Origin of the sequence: Streptomyces camelliae (assembly GCF_027625935.1) — a bacterium.
In the GTDB taxonomy this organism is placed as follows: domain Bacteria; phylum Actinomycetota; class Actinomycetes; order Streptomycetales; family Streptomycetaceae; genus Streptomyces; species Streptomyces camelliae.
Genome location: NZ_CP115300.1, coordinates 2936655 through 2954677 on the forward strand (window position 1 = coordinate 2936655; position 18023 = coordinate 2954677).

Annotated in this window: 20 protein-coding genes; 5 read left to right on the forward strand and 15 right to left on the reverse strand. The window is 70.3% G+C overall.

The window, feature by feature from the left end:
• Positions 1-159: 159 nt before the first annotated feature.
• The 3 genes from O1G22_RS13190 to O1G22_RS13200 all read right to left on the reverse strand — a co-directional run bounded on the left by O1G22_RS13190 (position 160) and on the right by O1G22_RS13200 (position 1887).
• Positions 160-1329, reverse strand: a complete 1170-nt coding sequence (locus O1G22_RS13190) for a cysteine desulfurase family protein (RefSeq protein WP_270081531.1) — start codon at positions 1327-1329, stop codon at positions 160-162.
• 79 nt (positions 1330-1408) lie between these two features.
• Entirely contained in the window at positions 1409-1687 is a 279-nt protein-coding gene (locus O1G22_RS13195; protein ID WP_270081532.1) for a DUF4190 domain-containing protein, read from the reverse strand.
• 32 nt (positions 1688-1719) lie between these two features.
• Positions 1720-1887, reverse strand: coding sequence for a hypothetical protein (locus tag O1G22_RS13200; RefSeq protein WP_270081533.1), 168 nt, complete (start codon positions 1885-1887; stop codon positions 1720-1722).
• A 133-nt stretch (positions 1888-2020) separates the two neighbouring features.
• Here O1G22_RS13200 and O1G22_RS13205 point away from each other — a divergent pair, with 133 nt between their 5' ends.
• A complete protein-coding gene (locus O1G22_RS13205; RefSeq protein WP_270081534.1) occupies positions 2021-2647 on the forward strand; it encodes a TetR family transcriptional regulator in 627 nt (208 codons plus the stop codon).
• A 79-nt stretch (positions 2648-2726) separates the two neighbouring features.
• Here O1G22_RS13205 and O1G22_RS13210 read toward each other — a convergent pair whose 3' ends face one another.
• Both O1G22_RS13210 and O1G22_RS13215 read right to left on the reverse strand, forming a co-directional pair.
• Positions 2727-3119, reverse strand: a complete 393-nt coding sequence (locus O1G22_RS13210) for a hypothetical protein (RefSeq protein WP_270081535.1) — start codon at positions 3117-3119, stop codon at positions 2727-2729.
• A 44-nt stretch (positions 3120-3163) separates the two neighbouring features.
• On the reverse strand, positions 3164-4189 hold the full coding sequence (locus O1G22_RS13215) for a helix-turn-helix transcriptional regulator (RefSeq protein WP_270081536.1): 1026 nt from the start codon (positions 4187-4189) through the stop codon (positions 3164-3166).
• 103 nt (positions 4190-4292) lie between these two features.
• Between O1G22_RS13215 and O1G22_RS13220 the strand changes: the two genes are divergently transcribed.
• The 3 genes from O1G22_RS13220 (at position 4293) to O1G22_RS13230 (ending at position 5554) form a co-directional block, all read left to right on the forward strand.
• Positions 4293-4892, forward strand: coding sequence for a TIGR03086 family metal-binding protein (locus tag O1G22_RS13220; RefSeq protein ID WP_270081537.1), 600 nt, complete (start codon positions 4293-4295; stop codon positions 4890-4892).
• Between the two features lie 97 nt (positions 4893-4989).
• Positions 4990-5223 (forward strand): DinB family protein, encoded by a 234-nt coding sequence (locus O1G22_RS13225; protein WP_333492245.1) that lies wholly within the window; start codon positions 4990-4992, stop codon positions 5221-5223.
• Positions 5224-5320: 97 nt separating this feature from the next.
• Positions 5321-5554: a DinB family protein gene (locus O1G22_RS13230; protein WP_333492245.1), complete on the forward strand. Its 234-nt coding sequence runs from the start codon at positions 5321-5323 to the stop codon at positions 5552-5554.
• A 63-nt stretch (positions 5555-5617) separates the two neighbouring features.
• Here the strand turns inward: O1G22_RS13230 and O1G22_RS13235 are convergent, their stop codons facing one another.
• Entirely contained in the window at positions 5618-6514 is an 897-nt protein-coding gene (locus tag O1G22_RS13235) for a thioesterase family protein (RefSeq protein ID WP_270081538.1), read from the reverse strand.
• A gap of 165 nt (positions 6515-6679) precedes the next feature.
• On the opposite strand from O1G22_RS13235, the gene O1G22_RS13240 reads away from it, so the two are divergent.
• Positions 6680-7927 (forward strand): alpha/beta hydrolase, encoded by a 1248-nt coding sequence (locus O1G22_RS13240; RefSeq protein ID WP_270081539.1) that lies wholly within the window; start codon positions 6680-6682, stop codon positions 7925-7927.
• On the opposite strand, the gene O1G22_RS13245 is transcribed toward O1G22_RS13240, so the two are convergent.
• The 9 genes from O1G22_RS13245 to O1G22_RS13285 form a co-directional block, all read right to left on the reverse strand.
• Positions 7836-8492: a trimeric intracellular cation channel family protein gene (locus tag O1G22_RS13245; protein ID WP_225099386.1), complete on the reverse strand. Its 657-nt coding sequence runs from the start codon at positions 8490-8492 to the stop codon at positions 7836-7838. The two genes, O1G22_RS13240 and O1G22_RS13245, sit on opposite strands and share 92 nt — an antisense overlap.
• A 13-nt stretch (positions 8493-8505) precedes the next feature.
• The gene (locus O1G22_RS13250) at positions 8506-9255 is read right to left on the reverse strand and encodes an SDR family oxidoreductase (protein ID WP_270081540.1); all 750 of its coding nucleotides are present in this window, start codon (positions 9253-9255) and stop codon (positions 8506-8508) included.
• A gap of 79 nt (positions 9256-9334) precedes the next feature.
• The gene (locus tag O1G22_RS13255; protein WP_270081541.1) at positions 9335-10870 is read right to left on the reverse strand and encodes an ABC transporter ATP-binding protein; all 1536 of its coding nucleotides are present in this window, start codon (positions 10868-10870) and stop codon (positions 9335-9337) included.
• On the reverse strand, positions 10867-11964 hold the full coding sequence (locus O1G22_RS13260) for an ABC transporter ATP-binding protein (protein WP_270081542.1): 1098 nt from the start codon (positions 11962-11964) through the stop codon (positions 10867-10869). Before O1G22_RS13260 ends, O1G22_RS13255 begins: the two co-directional genes overlap by 4 nt.
• Positions 11961-12974 (reverse strand): ABC transporter permease, encoded by a 1014-nt coding sequence (locus O1G22_RS13265; RefSeq protein ID WP_225099390.1) that lies wholly within the window; start codon positions 12972-12974, stop codon positions 11961-11963. The genes O1G22_RS13260 and O1G22_RS13265 overlap by 4 nt, the downstream gene beginning before the upstream one ends.
• Positions 12975-13046: 72 nt before the next feature.
• Positions 13047-14804 (reverse strand): ABC transporter substrate-binding protein, encoded by a 1758-nt coding sequence (locus tag O1G22_RS13270; RefSeq protein ID WP_487416674.1) that lies wholly within the window; start codon positions 14802-14804, stop codon positions 13047-13049.
• A 54-nt stretch (positions 14805-14858) separates the two neighbouring features.
• The gene (locus O1G22_RS13275; RefSeq protein ID WP_270081544.1) at positions 14859-15857 is read right to left on the reverse strand and encodes an ABC transporter permease; all 999 of its coding nucleotides are present in this window, start codon (positions 15855-15857) and stop codon (positions 14859-14861) included.
• A 323-nt stretch (positions 15858-16180) separates the two neighbouring features.
• Positions 16181-16999: an enhanced serine sensitivity protein SseB C-terminal domain-containing protein gene (locus O1G22_RS13280; RefSeq protein WP_270081545.1), complete on the reverse strand. Its 819-nt coding sequence runs from the start codon at positions 16997-16999 to the stop codon at positions 16181-16183.
• A 163-nt stretch (positions 17000-17162) separates the two neighbouring features.
• A complete protein-coding gene (locus O1G22_RS13285) occupies positions 17163-17957 on the reverse strand; it encodes an enhanced serine sensitivity protein SseB (RefSeq protein WP_270081546.1) in 795 nt (264 codons plus the stop codon).
• Between the last annotated feature and the right edge of the window lie 66 nt (positions 17958-18023).

The following is an 18023-nucleotide window of genomic DNA, read 5'->3' on the forward strand; positions in this document are numbered from 1 at the left end:
GAGAGGTACGAGTCTCCGCTGGTGCCGACGTCGACGCTCGGGCTGAGAGGCCGGAAGGTCGCAAGTACTGGACCGGAAGGCGACCCCTACTACCTGATCCGGACAATACCGGCGAAGGGAACCCGCCTTGTAGGTCGCTGTATGTCCCGGCCCGGATGCTCAGCTGAGGCCCGCCGCCCGCGCCCGTTCCACCGCCGGGCCGATCGCCTTCGCCACCGCCTCCACGTCCGCCTCGGTCGAGGTGTGGCCGAGGGAGAAGCGCAGGGTGCCGCGGGCCAGCTCCGGGTCGATACCGGTGGCCAGCAGCACATGGCTGGGCTGGGCGACGCCCGCGGTGCAGGCGGAGCCGGTGGAGCACTCGATGCCCTGGGCGTCCAGCAGGAGCAGCAGGGAGTCGCCCTCGCAGCCGGGGAAGGTGAAGTGGGCGTTGGCCGGAAGCCGCCCCTCGGGTGCCGGGTCGCCGCCGAGGATCGCGTCCGGTACGGCGTCACGCACGGCGTCGATCAACTGGTCGCGCAGCGCGCCGACCTCGCGGGTGAACTCCGCGCGCCGCTCGGCGGCGAGCCGGCCGGCGACGGCGAAGGACGCGATGGCGGGGACGTCGAGGGTGCCGGAGCGGACATGGCGCTCCTGGCCGCCGCCGTGCAGGACGGGGACGGGGGTGTGCTCACGGCCGAGCAGCAGCGCCCCGATGCCGTACGGGCCGCCGATCTTGTGGCCGGAAACAGTCATCGCAGCGAGGCCTGAGGCGGCGAAGTCGACCGGGACCTGGCCGAAGGCCTGGACCGCGTCGGCGTGCAGCGGGATGCCGAACTCGGCGGTGACGTCGGCGAGTTCGCGCACCGGCAGGATCGTGCCGATCTCGTTGTTGGCCCACATCACGGTGACCAGGGCGACGTCGCCGGGATTGCGGGCGATGGCGTCCCGCAGGGCCTCGGGGTGGACGCGGCCGTAGGAGTCGACGGGGAGGTACTCGACCGTCGCGCCCTCGTGTTCGCCGAGCCAGTGGACGGCGTCGAGGACGGCGTGGTGTTCGACGGGGCTGGCCAGCACCCGGGTGCGGGCCGGGTCGGCGGCGCGGCGGGACCAGTACAGGCCCTTGACGGCGAGGTTGTCGGCCTCGGTGCCGCCCGAGGCGAAGACGACCTCGCTTGGGCGGGCGCCCAGCGCTTCCGCGAGGGTTTCGCGGGACTCCTCGACGGTGCGGCGGGCCCGGCGGCCGGCTGCGTGCAGGGAGGAGGCGTTGCCCGTGATGCTCAGCTGGGCGGTGAGTGCCTCTGCCGCCTCCGGGAGCATGGGGGTCGTCGCGGCGTGGTCGAGGTAAGCCATGGTGAGCCCGATTCTACGGGTCCCGCACGGCTGGGCCCGGCCTCGGATGCGCCTTCTTGCGCGGGAGTCGGCCGGCCGGTCACAGACTCCAGGAAACCGTGTGGCTCAGCTGCATCGACAGGACCAGGACCGCCAGGTCCGCGAGGCCCAGGGCGAGGCCCAGCACGGCGCGGCCGCGGCGGGTGGTGCCCCGCCAGAGGGAGACCGCGGCCAGGGCGATGGCGATCGGGCCGAGGAAGATGTTGAGGACGAGCAGGCCGAGCAGGCCGAGGATGAAGGACGCCACGGCCATGCCATCGGCGTCGCGTGCGCGCCTGCGGGTGTCGGTACCGCTCGTGACGGGTGCGGTGAGTTGCATGGTGGTCAGCTCCAGGAAGTCGTGGCGGACGGTCAGTTGACCGTCGTACGGCGCCGGCGGCCGAGGCGCTCGCGGATGGCGAACACGCCGAGCCAGACGGCGATGACGGCGGCGATGAGGCCGGTGACGGTGAGCGGCGCGTGGGCGACGGTGCCCAGTACGACTCCGAAGAGCATGAGTGCGACGACGAGGAACAGCACGGGATCGGATCCCCCCTCCGGGATGCCGTTGTGAAGTTTGGGTGAACAGTTGTAGTAACAGTTGTTCACTGACTTCGAGTCTAGCGCCTTCCGCGGCTTTCCAATTCCGGAGAACAGTTGTTAACTGGATGACATGAGTCACACCCTCGGCATCCGGCAGGCGCAGAAGCAGAAGACCCGGCAGGCGTTCCTCGACGCCGCGCTCGCGCTGCTGGAGGAGCAGAGCCTGAGCAGCCTGGGTCTGCGTGAGGTCACCCGGGCGGTCGGCGTCGCCCCGACCGCCTTCTACCGGCACTTCCGCTCGACCGCCGACCTCGGGGTGGCGCTGGTCGACGAGGCGCTGGGCAGTCTGCACCCGATGGTGCGCACGACGGTGTCGACGACGGGCGACAGCGAGGAACGCATCACGCGCGCCGTGCGGCTGATCGCCGATCACGTGGCCGCTCACCCGGCGCACGTGCGGTTCATCGCCCGGGAACGGCACGGCGGAGTGCAGCCCGTGCGGGAGGCGATACGGGACCAACTGGCCCGGTTCGCCGAGGAGGTGAAGACCGAGCTGGCCAAGGACCCCGAGGCCGAGGGCTGGAACGACGACGACCTGCTGATGCTCGCCCATCTCTACGTCGACCAGATGCTCATCACCGCCTCGCTGTTCCTGGAGGCGCAGGAGGCTCCGGCGGAGGAGCGGGAGCGGGTCACGCAGCGCGCCCTGCGGCAGTTGCGGCTCATCACGATCGGCCGCAGCCACTGGCTCGGCTGAACGACCGTACGCATACGGTGGGGGCGGCACGTCCGGTGCGTGCCGCCCCCGCCGGCGTACGGCCGACGGTCCTTTTCGGTCAGCCCTGCTGAACCTGGCCGCCGTTCTGCCCACCGCCCTGGCCGCCGCAGCCGCCACCCTGACCGCCGCCGGCCGGACCGCCGCCGGAGCCGCCCCGGCCGCCGCCCGCCGGACCGCCGCTCGGCATGCCCGACGGCATCCCGCTGGGAGCGCCGGTCGGCTTGGCCGTGGACGCTCCCGAGGGCATGCCGGACGGTGCCCCGCTCGGCCGGCGTCGCTGCGCCCCGGCGCTGGGCATGCCCGACGGCGCCGAACAGGCCTGCTGCTGACCGGAGTTGCCGCCGCCGGAGGACCCGGAGGAGGACGACGAGTCACCGGAGCCGCAGGCGGCGAGGAGCAGCGGGGACAGGGCCAGCAGGGCGACGGCGGGGGCGAGACGGGCGCGCTTCATGAGAATCAGCTCCGGTGCGGATGAGGAGGTCCTGAGAGCCGCACTCAACCAACGCCGCCTTGGCGGTACTTGAGCCTCTCCTGTCCCCCGGCTGTCAATTCCGCTTCCCCGGGCTCCTGGTACAGAGCCGTGACGGAACGGGCACCCGCCAGCAGTTCCGCACGGGCCTCGGGCGGGTCCAGGAGCTCCACCCGGTCGGAGAAGGCCAGGAGTTGGCGCACCGCGCGCAGCACCGGGTACGTCAGCCGGGCGGTGACCCACTCGCCGGTGCCGTCGTCGTCGGGCAGGGCGGTCAGCTCGGCGGCCGCCATCCGCCGGAAGACGTCCAGGAAGGTGCGCCGGAGCCGGACGGTGACCTCGATCCCGCCGTCCCGCTCCTCCACCTGGCGGCGCAACACCTCCCAGGCGTCGGCGAGTTCGACCCCGTCCCTGCGCCGTACGGGGTCGTCGAGGAGCCTGGCCGAGTGCACCCGGTCGGCCCGGAACAGCTGCGGACGGCCGCGCCGGTCGGCGACCAGATACCAGACGCCCGCCTTGGCGACGAGGCCGTACGGGTCCACGGTGTACGTCCGCGGCTCCTGTTCCCCGCTGTGCCGGTAGCGCAGCCGCAGACGCCGGTCGGAGAAGACGGCGTCCTGGAGCGCGGCCAGGTCGGCGCTCTGCCGGGGTCCGACGCGCCAGCGGGTGGCGTCGACCAGGATGCGGCGGCTGGTGAGGTCGGCGGCGGGCCGGTACGGGGCCGGGAGCGCGGCCATGACCTTGCGCAGGGCCGAGCCGAGCGCCGCGTCGAGACCGAGCTCGGCGTGGGCGCCCTGCGCGGCCAGGACGAACAGGGCCCGGGACTCGTCGGCGGTCAGGCCGGTGACGTCGGTGCGGAATCCGGCGAGGAGTTCGATGCCGCCGTGCCGGCCGCGCTCGGCGTACACCGGGACACCGGAGGCAGACAGCGCCTCGATGTCCCGGTAGATGGTGCGGACCGACACCTCCAGCCGGTCGGCGAGTTCATGGGCGGGGACCCGGCCCCGGGTCTGCAGGAGCAGCAGGATCGACAGCAGCCGGTCGGACTTCACACGGTGAGCATCGCGCCCCGCGCGGGCCGGGCGCAAATGTTGACGGAGTCTGTCAGGTTATCCGGGGATGCTCGGCGCACCAGCCCAGCGAGAGAGGCAGCTCATGACCACCGACGGTTTCACCGACCCGCGCCCCGTCTACACCCGCGCCACCGCACAGGCGTCCGCGCTGATCAGCGCCGTACGCCCCGAGGACCTGACCCGCCCCACCCCCTGTACCGAGTTCGACGTACGCGGTCTGCTGAGCCACATCGTCGGCGGCTCCGGGCGGATCGCGGTGGTCGGCGAGGGCGGCGACGGGATGGCCGTCGAGCCGATCGCCGGGGACGTCGAGGACGACGGCTGGGCCGCGGCCTACGACGAGATCAGGAACCGGGTGCTCAAGGCCTGGGAGAGCGACGAGCGGATGACGAGCACGGTGCGCGTCCCCTGGGGAGAGGTCCCGGGCCACGCGGCGCTGTCCGGCTACGTGATGGAGATCGTGACGCACACCTGGGACCTCGCCGAGGCCCTCGGCCACCCCCACGAACTCGACCCGGAACTGGCCGAGTTCGCCCTCACCACCGCCCGCACCGTCCTGCCCGACTCCCGCCCCCGCGACACCGCCACCCCCTTCGCCCCCCGCACCCAGGCCCCCGAGAACGCCGACCCCTACCAGCAACTGGCCGCCTGGCTCGGCCGCACCCCCCTCGACCACGCCTGACAGGGGGCCGGCACGGCGCTCACCCGCGCCACGAAGCGAGGTCCCGGGCCACGCGGCGCTGTCCGCCACGCGGCGGCAGCCGCATATCGGATGCAGCGTGATGGAGATCGTGACGCACACCTGGGACCTCGCCGAGGCCCTCGGCCACCCCCACGAACTCGACCCGGAACTGGCCGAGTTCGCCCTCACCACCGCCCGCACCGTCCTGCCCGACTCCCGCCCCCGCGACACCGCCACCCCCTTCGCCCCCCGCACCCAGGCCCCCGAGAACGCCGACCCCTACCAGCAACTGGCCGCCTGGCTCGGCCGCACCCCCCTCGACCACGCCTGACAGGGGGCCGGCACGGCGCTCACCCGCGCCACGAAGCGAGGTCCCGGGCCACGCGGCGCTGTCCGCCACGCGGCGGCAGCCGCATATCGGATGCAGCGTGATGGAGATCGTGACGCACACCTGGGACCTCGCCGAGGCCCTCGGCCACCCCCACGAACTCGACCCGGAACTGGCCGAGTTCGCCCTCACCACCGCCCGCACCGTCCTGCCCGACTCCCGCCCCCGCGACACCGCCACCCCCTTCGCCCCCCGCACCCAGGCCCCCGAGAACGCCGACCCCTACCAGCAACTGGCCGCCTGGCTCGGCCGCACCCCCCTCGACCACGCCTGACAGGGGGCCGGACGGAGCCGCGGCACACACCCGTGCCACGCCTGACGGGGACCGGTACGGCGCTCAGCTGAGCCTGACGCGGGCGAGCTGGCGGGACTGGGCGACCAGGCGGTTCTCGGTGTCCCAGACCTCGGCGTCCTCCTCCAGGAAGCCGCCGGCCAGGTTGCGGGTGGTGATGGCGACCCGGAGCGGGCCGGGGGCCGGGCGGTGGCGGACATGGACCGTGAGTTCCACCGTGGGGACCCAACCCTTGAGGCCGATCTCGAAGGCCGTCGGGGGCAGGGCGTCCACCGCCAGGAGGAGCGAGAGGGGGTCCGCGTCGCGGCCGTCGGCCAGGCCGAACCAGGCGCGCATCTCGCCCCTGCCGGAGGGGGCGCCGAGGGCCCAGCCGAGCGTCGACGGGTCCAGCTTCAGCATCAGGCGGTCCGCGATGGCCGAGCTGCCCTCGACCGGTGCCGGGCCGTCCTCCGGACCGAAGCACTGGTCCAGGGGCGGGATCGCGGGCGGGGTCGCCGTCGTGCGGACGTCGTCGGGGAGCTCCGCGAGGTCGCCGTACGAGGCGAGGACGCGGATGCGCTCCACCTCGTTGCCCGCGTCGTCGTACTGGAAGAGGGAGGCCTGGCCGGTGGAGAGGGTGCGGCCGGTGCGGACCGTCTCCGTGCGGACGACCGCCGGGCCGGGGTGGGACGCGGTCAGGTAGTGCGCGGAGATGGTGAAGGGGTCCGGGTGCGGGAGCGTGTCCGCGAGGGCCCGGCCGAGCACGGCCAGCAGATAGCCGCCGTTGACGGCGCTGATGATGGTCCAGCCTGCCGAGAGGTCGATGTCGTAGACACCGGGCTCGCGCCGGGTGACCGCGGTGTCGCGGTCGAACTCGCTGTCGCCGATCACGGCCGGTGCTGGGGATCCCCCCGCGCGAGCGCAGCCGAGCGTGGGGGACGGTGCGGAAGCTGCTTCTGGCATGGATGAACGGTACAACAGGAAACTACTAAGCGGTAGCTTTCTGCTGCTAGGCTTCGTCTTACCGTTCGCCTCCGGTTCCCCCTCACGGGTGAGGTTCCGGCAATTTCTAGGTAAGTGTCCGGAGACGTCCACAACCTCTGGCATCCGATTCCCCTCTATGGGGACATGAGCCTCACCGGGACTCCGTTCCTCTACACGACCATCGTGCTGGCCGTGGTCGCCCTGATACTGCCGCTCGTTCTGTGGTCGCGGGTGCGCGGGCCCAAGGCCCTGCGCGCCGCGGCCCGCGTGCTGATGCTCCTCTTCGCCCAGGTCACCGCCATCACCCTGGTCTTCGTGCTGGTCAACAACGCCAACAACCTGTACGACAACTGGGCCGACCTGATCGGCACGGGCAACCATGTGCAGCAGGCCGCCAACCTCGGCGCCGACGGCACGGGCGGAATCGCGTACAAGAAGCTGCCCAAGGTGCAGCAGAAGTTCACCCAGGCCGACGGTCCCGGTATGCACGCGGCCGGCGGGGTACAGGTCACCCAGCTCAAGGGCCGGGTGTCGGGCGTGAACGCCGAGGTCTACGTCTGGCTGCCGCCGCAGTACAACGACCCGGCGTACAAGAACAAGAAGTTCCCGGTCGTGGAACTGCTGTCGGGCTACCCGGGCTCGGCGAAGGCCTGGTTCGGGTCCATGAAGGTGCACGAGCAGCTGGCACCGCTGATGAGGAGCGGCCAGGTCGCGCCGTTCATCCTGGTGTCCCCGCGCACGAACCTGATCGCCAAGATCGACACCGGGTGCGCCAACATCCCCGGCACGGTGAACGCGGACAGCTGGCTGAGCATCGACGTACCGAAGATGATCACGGACAACTTCCGCGCCCAGTCCGCGCCGGACGGCTGGGCCGCGGCCGGCTACTCGGCCGGCGCCCACTGCGCGACCAAGCTCGCCGTCGCCCACCCCGACCGCTACCGGGCCGCCATCAGTCTCTCCGGCTACAACGACCCGATCGGCGAGCGCAACTCGCTGGCCGCGGGAAGCGAAGAGCTGCGGCGGGCCAACAACCCCTACTACATCCTGAAGAACTACCGCACCCCGCCGAGGATCTCGCTGTACATCTCCGGTGAGAACGGCGACGGCTACCAGGCCGGTGTCGCGCTGGAGCAGATCGCGAAGCCGCCGACGTACGTGCGGGTGGTGTTCCTGCCGCGCAGCATGGGCGGGCACTCGATGGCGCTGTGGCGGCCGCAGGTGCCGACGGTGTTCGAGTGGCTGACGCTGCAGATGACGGGGCACAGCGCCCCCGGGCACACCCACACGTCCACCCCGCTCAGTCCTCTGTCACCGTCGACCGGCGGTTCCACGCGCGCGGAGCTCGCCAGTGGAACCGCATCGCGAGCAGGCGGAGCACAAAAGCGGTGACGACCGCGAGCCCACTGGTGAGGGGGGTCAGGGCGCCGTAGCGGATGCAGAGCACGACCATCGTCGAGCCGACGATCGCTGGGACCGCGTACAGGTCGCGGTCCCAGCGCAGCAGTGAGGGCACCTCGTTGGCGAGCACGTCCCGCAGCACGCCGCCGCCGACGGCGGTCGCGAGGCCCAGCGTCGCCGACGCGGTCAGACCGAGGCCGTAGCTGTACGCCTTCGTCGTACCGCTGACACAGAACAGGCCGAGGCCGGCCGCGTCGAAGACGAGCACCGCCGCCTGGATCCGCTCCACGTGCGGATGCAGGAAGAAGACGACGAGGGCGGCGAGCAGGGGGGTGAGGAAGTACCCGAGATCGGTGAAGGCGGCCGGGGGTACGGCCCCGATGATCAGGTCGCGGAACAGGCCCCCGCCCAGCGCGGTGACCTCGGCGAGGACGGCGATGCCGAACACGTCGAAGTTCTTCCGGACGGCCAGCAGCGCGCCGGAGATCGCGAACACGAAGATGCCGATGACATCGAGCGTGTGCTGGACAGAGGGGGTGAAGAGAGGCTGAAGCACCCCCTATTTTTACTCAGCCCGCCTGTTCGAAGTGGAACGCCCTGATGAAGCAGTCCCGTGGCTGGTCGATCGCGAACATGACGCAGTCCACGAGGGAGTGTGCGGTGAGCTTGTCGCCCGCCCCGCGCGGCGTCGTGTCCCAGTCCGGGCCCAGCGGGTCCGGGTTGCTGAAGTCGGGCGGGTACAGCGAGATGACACGTACGCCGTGCGGCCGCAGCTGGGGCGAGAGCAGGTCGGCGAGACCGGCCTGGCCGTGCTTGGCCGCGTAGAAGGCGGCGTGGGCCTGGGTACGGTGGTTGCCGGTGAGCCCGGCCGACGAGATCAGGTTGACCACGTCGGGCCGGTCGGACTTCAGCAGCAGCGGCAGCAGATGCTTGGTGACGAGGACGGTGCCGGTCACGGTCGAGGCCACGGTGGCCGCGATGTCCTCGTCGGCGGCGGAGGCGAGGTCGTCGCCGGGCAGCCAGCGGGCGCCGTTGTTGACGAGCACGTCGATGTGATCGGTCACCTCGGCGATCCCGTCGGCGAAGGCACGCACCGATGCCGGGTCCGCCAGGTCACAGCGGAAGGCGTGCACCTTGTCGAAACCGAGGCCGCGGATCTCGTCGGCCGTGCGCTGCGCCGCCCTCACGTCCCGTGCGGAGAGCAGGACTTCGTCGCCGCGCCGGGCGAAGAAGATCGCGAGGGTCCGGCCGAAGTCCCGGGCGGCCCCGGTGATGACCACGCGCCGGGCACGGGGCCGGCCGCCGTTCTGAGGTGTCACTGTGGTGTCCGTACATGTCGGCTGACACACCGATGCCCCGTCCGTACGAGGGCGGGGCATCGCTGTGTCAGGGAGCCGGTCAGTCCTGGTCGTCGGCGGTACCGGCGGACTTGTCCTTCGTACCGGTGACCTCCGCCTTGCCGGAGGACGCCGGCTTCCCGTCGGCCTCAGGCTCGTCGGCCGCAGCCACAGCCTCGGCCTCGGCCTCGGCCTCGGTTTCCGCGGTCTCTTCGGACGCCTCAGCCTCTTCGGACGCCTCAGCCTCTTCGGGCGCCGAAGCCTCCTCGGAAGCGGCCGTCTCCTCAGCAGCCTCGGCCTCCTCCGAAGCCGAAGCCTCCTCCGAAGCGGAAGACTCCTCCGAAGCGGAAGACTCCTCCGAAGCGGAAGACTCCTCGGACACTTCGGCCTCCTCGGAAGCCGAGGCCTCCTCAGACACCTCCGCCTCCTCGGCCGTAGCCTCCTCGGCCCCCGCCTCCTCCTCGGCGACGGCGCTCGCCAGGGCCTGCGAGGTCTGGGCCGACTCGGCGAGCACCTCGTCGGCGACCAGCTCGGCGGCCTCCTTCGCGGCCGACAGCAGGACGGTGTCCTGGGGAGCCTGGTCGGCGAAGTTCTCCGGGTGGTGGCAGGCGACCCGCTGACCCGGCCTCAGCTCCACCAGCTGCGGCTCGGTCGTCTTGCAGATCTGCGTCGCCTTCCAGCACCGGGTGTGGAAGCGGCAGCCCGAGGGCGGCGCGATCGGCGACGGCACATCGCCACGCAGCAGGATGCGCTCGCTCTTCTGGCCCCGGCGCTTGGGATCCGGCACCGGGACCGCCGACATCAGCGCCTTCGTGTACGGGTGCATCGGCGCCTCGTACAGGGAGGTACGGTCGGCCAGCTCCACGATCTTGCCGAGGTACATCACCGCGATACGGTCCGAGACATGCCGGACGACCGAGAGGTCGTGGGCGATGATCACGTAGGTCAGGCCGAGTTCCTCCTGGAGGTCGTCCATGAGGTTCACGACCTGCGCCTGGATCGACACGTCCAGCGCGGAGACCGGCTCGTCCGCGACGACCAGCTTCGGCTTCAGGGCGAGCGCGCGGGCGATGCCGATGCGCTGGCGCTGACCGCCGGAGAACTCGTGCGGGTAGCGGTTGTAGTGCTCGGGGCTCAGGCCGACCAGTTCGAGGAGCCGCTGGACCTCCTTCTTGACCCCGCCCTCGGGCTCCACGTTCTGCAGCCGGAACGGCGCGGAGACGATCGAGCCGATGGTGTGACGGGGGTTCAGGGAGCCGTACGGGTCCTGGAAGATCATCTGGATGTCGCGGCGCAGCGGGCGCATCTGCGCGGTGTTCAGCCGCGTGATGTCCTGGCCGTCGAAGGTGATCGTGCCGTCGGTCGGGTCCTGCAGCCGGGTGATGACCCGGCCCATGGTCGACTTGCCGCAGCCCGACTCGCCGACCACGCCCAGGGTCTCGCCCTTGCGCACCTCGAAGTCGATGCCGTCGACGGCCTTCACGGCGCCGACCTGGCGCTGCAGGATGCCCTTCTTGATCGGGAAGTGCTTGGTCAGGCCCTCGACCTTGAGCAGCACCTCACCGTCGGCGGACTGGTTCTTGGTCGTCTCACTCACAGCTTCGGCGCAATCTCTTCGGTCCAGATCCGCTCTCGGTCCTCGGCCGGGAGGTGGCAGGCGGACCAGTGCCCGGTGCTCACCTGCTCCAGCTCGGGGCGCACCGTGCGGGTGACGTTCCCCTTGGGGGTGTCCGCGTACGGGCAGCGCGGGTGGAAGGCACAGCCCGAGGGGACGTTGATGAGGCTCGGCGGCTGGCCCTTGACCGGGATGAGCCGTTCGGAGGTCTCCCGGTCGATGCGGGGCATCGACCCGAGCAGGCCCCAGGTGTAGGGGTGCTGCGGCTTCTCGAAGACCTCGTCCGCCGCGCCGCGCTCCACGCAGCGGCCGCCGTACATCACGAGGACGTCGTCGGCGATCTCGGCGACCACACCGAGGTCGTGGGTGATCATGATGACCGCGGAGCCGAACTCCTTCTGCAGGTCCCGGATCAGGTCGAGGATCTGCGCCTGGACGGTCACGTCGAGGGCGGTGGTCGGCTCGTCCGCGATGAGCAGCTCGGGGTTGTTCACCAGCGCCATGGCGATCATCGCGCGCTGGCGCATACCGCCGGAGAACTCGTGCGGGTAGCCGTCGACGCGCTTGGCCGGCTCGGGGATGCCGACCCGGTCGAGCATCTCGATGGCCCGCGTGCGGGCGACCTTCTTGCTGACGTCGTGGTGGACCCGGTAGGCCTCGACTATCTGGTCGCCGACCTTGTAGTAGGGGTGCATCGCGGACAGCGGGTCCTGGAAGATCATCGCCATCTCGCGGCCGCGGAGCCTGCGCACCTCGTCCGGGGACGCGGCGACCAGCTCCTTGCCGTCCAGCCAGATCTCGCCGGACATCTGCACGTTCTTGCCGCGCGCTCCGAGCCGGTGCAGGCCCATGATGGCGAGCGACGTGACCGACTTGCCGGAGCCGGACTCGCCGACGATGGCGAGGGTCTTGCCCTTCTCCAGCGAGAAGGACAGTCCGTCGACGGACTTGACCAGGCCGTCGTCGGTCGGGAAGTGCACCTTGAGGTCGCGGACTTCGAGGAAGGCGCGGGACGCCTCCGGCTGCGCGTCGGTGGGCTCGCCGGCTGCCGCGCCGGTCTTGGAGAGTTCGGTCACGAGAGCCTCACCCGCGGGTCGGCGGCGGCGTAGAGCACGTCCACCACAAGGTTTGCGATCACTACGAAGAAGGCGGCGAGGAGGGTCACGCCGAGGATCTTGGGCAGGTCGTTGTCGGTGATGCCGGCCACCGCGTACTCACCGACGCCGTGCAGCGAGAACACGGTCTCGGTGATCACGGCGCCGCCGAGCAGCAGACCGAGGTCCATGCCGAAGACCGTGAGGATCGGGCTGAGCGCGGCGCGCAGTCCGTGCCGGACCACGACCCTCCGCTCGCGCAGGCCCTTGGCCCGGGCGGTGCGGATGAAGTCCTCGTTCATCGTCTCCAGCATGCCCGAGCGGGTGAGTCGCGCGTACACGGCGGAGTACAGCAGGGCGAGCGAACACCACGCCGGGAAGAGGGTGTTGGCCCATTCCGAGGGGTTCGTGGTGAACGGGACGTATTCCTTGCCGAAGATCGGCCACGGACCGGGGTCGGTGAAGAGCAGCAGCGCCAGGTTGCCCGTGAAGAACATGGGCAGCGAGACACCGGCGAGCGCGACGCCCATGAAGGTGCGGTCGAAGAACGAGCGCGGCTTCAGCGCGGAGATGACACCGACCACCACACCCGACAGCAGCCACAGCACGGCGGCACCGCTGGCCAGCGAGATCGTCACCGGCATGCGTGAGGTGAGGTCCGGCCAGACCGCCTGGTGGGTCTTGAACGAGTAGCCGAAGCAGGGTGCGTCGCAGTGCACCGTGGTGGGGCCGAGGTCGTAGGTGGCGCCGGCCACGATCCCCTTGATGAAGTGCCAGTACTGGACGTAGATGGGCTGGTCCAGACCGAGGTTGTGCTTGACCGCGGCGATGTCCGCCTTCGACGGGCTCTTGCCGATGTACTGCTGCGCCAGCTGATCCGCTGTCTGGCCGGCGAGTCGCGGCAGCAGAAAGAAGATGGCGAAGGTGACCGCGGTGACGACCAGCAGCAGGATCACTGCCGCGAACGTCCGGCGGAGGATGTACGAGATCACGGGGACCGGCGCTGGTGCCCGCGGACCGTGAGGCCCGCGGGCACCAATGCCTTCACCTGCCTTCCGGGGCTGCTACTTCTTCGTGGTGCCGAGGTTGAGGTAGTCGTACTGACCACTGAAGGCCGCCGTGGAGACCACGTTGGTCGCCCAGGGCGAGCGGTACAGCAGGACCTTGAAGTAGGTCAGCGGGACGAGGACGGCGTCGTCCATCGCCTGCTGGTCGATCTGCGCGTACAGGGCGTTGCGCTTGGCCACGTCCGGCTCGGCGATCGCCTGGGCGAGCGTGTCGTTGACCTTGCTGTTGTCGTACTGCGACAGGTTGGTGTTGCCGGACTGGCTGATCGCCTTGCCGTTCAGGATCTGCTGCAGGAAGCCGTAGCCGGAGGGCCAGTCGGCGCCCCACTGCATCATGATCAGGCCGATGTTCTGCTGCTCGGTGAACTTCGGCACACCGGCGTAGTCGGTGAAGTACTTGCCCTGCGGGTACTGCTTCAGGCTGGCGTTGATGCCGACCTTCTTCAGCGAGTTGATGATCGCCGTGGCGGCGTCGACCTCCTGCTGACGGTCGGAGCGCGCCGAGATGTTGGTGGTGATCGGCCCCTTGCCGCAGGCCTTCAGCTGGTCCTTGGCCTTGGCCACGTCACCGTGGCTGCCCGCGGAGGCGTAGACGTCCGCCTTCTGGTAGCCGGTGATGTCCGGCGGCAGGACGGTGGAGGCGACCTCACCGCGGATCGGGCCGCCCTCTGCGGTCTGCACGGAGACCTTGTCGATGGCGTACTCGACCGCCTTGCGGCAGGCCACGTTGTCGAACGGCTTGGCCTTGGTGTTGATGGCCATGTAGACCAGGCGGCCGGCGTAGGTGTTGTCGGTCGCGGCCTTGCCGTCGGCCTGGGTGAGCAGCTTGGCCTGGGTGGAGGCCTGGACACCGGTGCCCGCGAGGTCCACGGTGGCGTCGCCGGACTGGAGGTCCTGGTCGATCGTCTCCTGGTTGACCTTCAGCTTGACGACGATCTTGTCCGGGTACTGCTTGCGCAGCGGGTCGGTCTTCGGGTCCCAGTTCTTGTTGCGGACCAGGACGACCTGCTTGCCCTCCTCGTAGCTCTGGAACTGGTAGGAGCCGGAGGACACGATGTGCTTGACGTAGTCGACGCCGTCGTCCTTGGACTGCGGCACCGGAGCCGTCTGCGGGGCCGAGACCAGGTAGTCGAACTCCTGGAACGGACGGTTCAGGTGGAAGACGATCGTGGTGTCGTCGGGCGTCTCGATCGAGGACAGGCCCTTGGGGTCCTTGTCCTTGTACGGGCCCTTGTACTTGTCGCCGTCCTGCATGAACTGCTGGAAGTAGTTCGGGCCGAGCGAGAGCACGTCACGCGCGAAGTTGGACCGCTCGACGGCGTACTTGACGTCCTTCGAGGTGATCGGCGTGCCGTCCTGGTACTTCAGGCCCGCACGCAGCTTGTACGTCCAGGTCTTGCCGCCGTCGCTCGGGACGCCCTTGCTCGCGGCGAGGTCCGGGACGAGGGTGTTGCCCTTCGAGCCGGGGGCGGGCTCGAACGTCATCAGCGGGCGGGCGTAGAGCCGGCTGAAGTTGTACATGTACGCGTAGTACGTGTTGCCCGGGTCGAAGGAGTCCGGCACGTCGGACATCTCGTAGACGACCGTGCCCCCCTTCTTGTCGGACGCGTTGACGACTCCCGTGGTCGCCGCGTTGGCACCGGCCGCCTTCGGGGTGCTGCCGCCGTCCTTGTTGTCATCGGCCTTGGTGCAGCCTGCAAGCAGCAGGCTGGCGGAGCCGAGGGCCGCGACCGCGGCAAGTGCTGACCTTCGCATGATGGTCTGCTTCCCCTCCATTGATCGGAAACTTAGAAGGACTCTCGGGGCTGCCTAGCGGCTGCGGGGGTCGAGAGCGTCACGGAGACCGTCGCCGAGCAGGTTGAACGCCAGGACGGTGATGAAGATGGCGAGGCCCGGCACGATCATGTACTCGGGATCGACCTGGTAGTAGGTGACGGCTTCCCGGAGCATGCCGCCCCACGAGGCCTGCGGGGGCTGGATGCCGACGCCCAGGAAGCTCAGGGACGCCTCGAAGAGGATGTTGGTCGGGATGAGCAGCGTCGAGTAGACGATGATCGGGCCGACCAGGTTGGGCATCAGCTCGCGGAAGAGGATGTACGGACCCTTGGCTCCCATGCCGCGGGCGGCGTCGACGAACTCGCGCTCACGCAGGGCGAGCGTCTGGCCGCGCACGATCCGGCCCAGATAGGGCCAGTTGAAGAAGCCGATCACGAAGATGAGCACGCTCAGGTGCAGCGGCAGTCCGTTGAGGCCGAAGGCGCCGCCCTGGAGGGTGGCGGAGATGGCGATGGCGAACAGCAGCAGGGGGAAGGCGAGGAAGGTGTCCATCAGTCGGCTGATGATCGAGTCGACCCGGCCGCCGTAGTAGCCGGCGACGACACCCATGACGGCGCCGATCACGTTGGACAGGATCGTGGCGCCGAAGGCCACGACCAGGGAGACCCAGGAGCCTTCGAGGATGCGGGTGGCGATGTCCCGGCCGAACTTCGGGTCGACGCCCAGCAGGTGAGACCCGCTCATGCCGCCCCAGCCGCCCTTGGGCAGCGAGGTGTCGGCGTCGATCAGGTCCTGGTGGAAGGCGTTCGGGTCGAGGCCGAGCATGGCCTGGATGGGCCGCGAGAGGACCGCCAGGAGGATCAGCAGGATCACGATGACGCCGCCGGCCACGGCGACCCTGTCCCGTTTGAACCGGGTCCAGGCGATCTGCCCCAGGGAACGACCCTCGATCTGCCCCTTCTCGGCTCCCGCCAGCACAGCCTCCGGCTGCGCTTCGGCTGCCGCCCCGGTGGTCTCGATCGGTGCGGTCACGGTGAGCGACCCCTCTCGCCGGTGGTGACCGGCCTGCGCCTGCCGCGGATTGCGGCTTTGTCGACTTGCCATCGGCATGAGGTTTGACCCCCCTGCCTGAGTGGGGAGTCTTCAGCGTCGTTGTGATCACCCGCCAGGTCTGACGGCGAAAGTATGCACAACCGTGATGGAGTGCGAGGGAATCCGTTATCCGAACACCCGGTAACGCCTCCCGGACGTGGTCCAGTTGGGACACAACGGCGAATCTGCGCAGTTCCGGACGCAAGAGGTGTGTCTACGCGCGCAGAGATGTGTCAACCACGTAAATTCTGCGAACCGTTGCTTCAGTAACCACCGTGCACCGGCGGATAGCCGTAACCGGCGGCGGGTGCCTGCGGCTGGGCCTGGGGCTGGGGGTGCGCCGGGGGTACGGCCGCGTGGGCGTCACGGTCGTAGAAGGGGCGGGCGTTGGCCCGCATCCACATCACGACCGGGTCGTGGTCGTCGGTCATCGCGACCGTCGACACCGGCAGGCCCTCGGGGACCGCGCCGATGGACTGCTGCATCATCGCGCGCACCGAGTCGACGGCGGCCGGGGAGGTGTCGTACACGTCCAGGCCGATCGCGAGGTACGGCGCCCCGAGCGCTGGCTGCACCCAGGCGCGGCGCAGGGAGCGCAGGGCGGGGGTGCGGTGGGCGTTCTGCGCGAGCAGGGCGTAGAACTGCGGGATCTCGATGCCGGGTTCGGTGAGGCGGAGGGGGCCGGCGGGCTGGCGGTCCAGGCCGGTGGCGATGCGGCGCAGGTCCAGCCAGGGGATGCCGACGCCGCCGCCCGGGGCGTGCGGGTTGAGCCAGAGGCCGTAGTGGTCGGGATAGAGGGTGCGGGCCACGTCGAGGCCGTCGACGAGCTCGTACGACCGGTTCCAGCCGCTGGCCGAGAGCTCCTGGGCGGAGGTCACGCAGGGGGCGTAGTGGAAGCCGTCGACCTCCATGTTTCCGTACTGGGCGTCCGGGGAGCCGGCCTGGCCGTGCCAGAGCAGCATCCAGATCTGGCCGGAGGAGGGGGTGGCGAGGGCGCGCAGCAGGGCCTCGTAGGCGTCGTAGCGTCCGGGCGTGACCTGGCGGAGTGTGTGCTCCACGCTGCCGCTGTGGCTCGCGCTCACCTTGCGTGCCCTTCTTTTCAGTGCCCCGTGTTTTGGGACAGCTTATTCGCCTGGTAGCTCGGGGCCTTCTGTTCGTACGCGGGTGCGGGGTCGTGCGTGGTTCTCGCGCCCACGCGGCGGAGCCGCATATCGGACACAACCCCGCGCCCCTTCGGGGCGCGCCTCAGTGGCCGTACTGGTAGAAGGGCCGCACGTGCGTCCTCAGCCACTGCGCCACCGGGTCGTCCGTCACGTCCAGGAGGACCAGGCTGACCGGCCAGGCGACCGGGACCCTGCCCAGGGCTCGGGCCAGGGCGTCCATGGGGCGGGTGCGGAGGTCGCCTTCCCACTGGGAGAGTTCCACGCCTATGAACATCACCGGGTCGTCCGTCTCGATGGCGGCCAGGCAGCGGCGGGCGGTGAGGACCACGCCGGTCTCGGCGAACTCGGCGGACGCGGCGGAGAGGAAGTCGACCGGGTCGTCCTGCCAGTCGGGCTCGAAGAGACGGACCCGGCCGCCGGTGTCGGGGTCGCCGTCGAGGGGGGTGCGGCCGGCGCGGCACAGCTCGGCCACGGCGGCCGGCGGGAGCGGGATGCCGACCAGCGCGTCCGGGTTCACGGCGAGGCCGACCTGCGGGGGCAGGCCGCGGGCGAACTCCACGGCCGGGGCGATGGTGTACGACATGTGGGAGCCGGCCGCCTGGCGCAGCTGCTCCTCGGAGCTGAACACCGGGACGTAGGCCTGGCCGTCGAGCTCCAGCGTGGGCAGGTCGAGGGTGCCGCTGCCCGGCCCGCCGCCGTTGGGCAGCGGGATCCACAGGAAGCTGCGGCCCAGCACCTCGATGATCCGGCCGGCCGCGGCGGGAATGCCGAGGGAGGCCGAGAGCACCTCCTCCAGCTCGTTGCCGGGCCAACCGCCGTGCGGGTGGGGGTGTGTCTGTGCCGGGAAGTCCGCGGGAAAGTCCGCCGGGAAGTCCATCTGCCTACCGCCTGCTGGGAACCACTGCTGTGACCATGAAGGCTAGCGGGTGGCTGTGACAGTCCC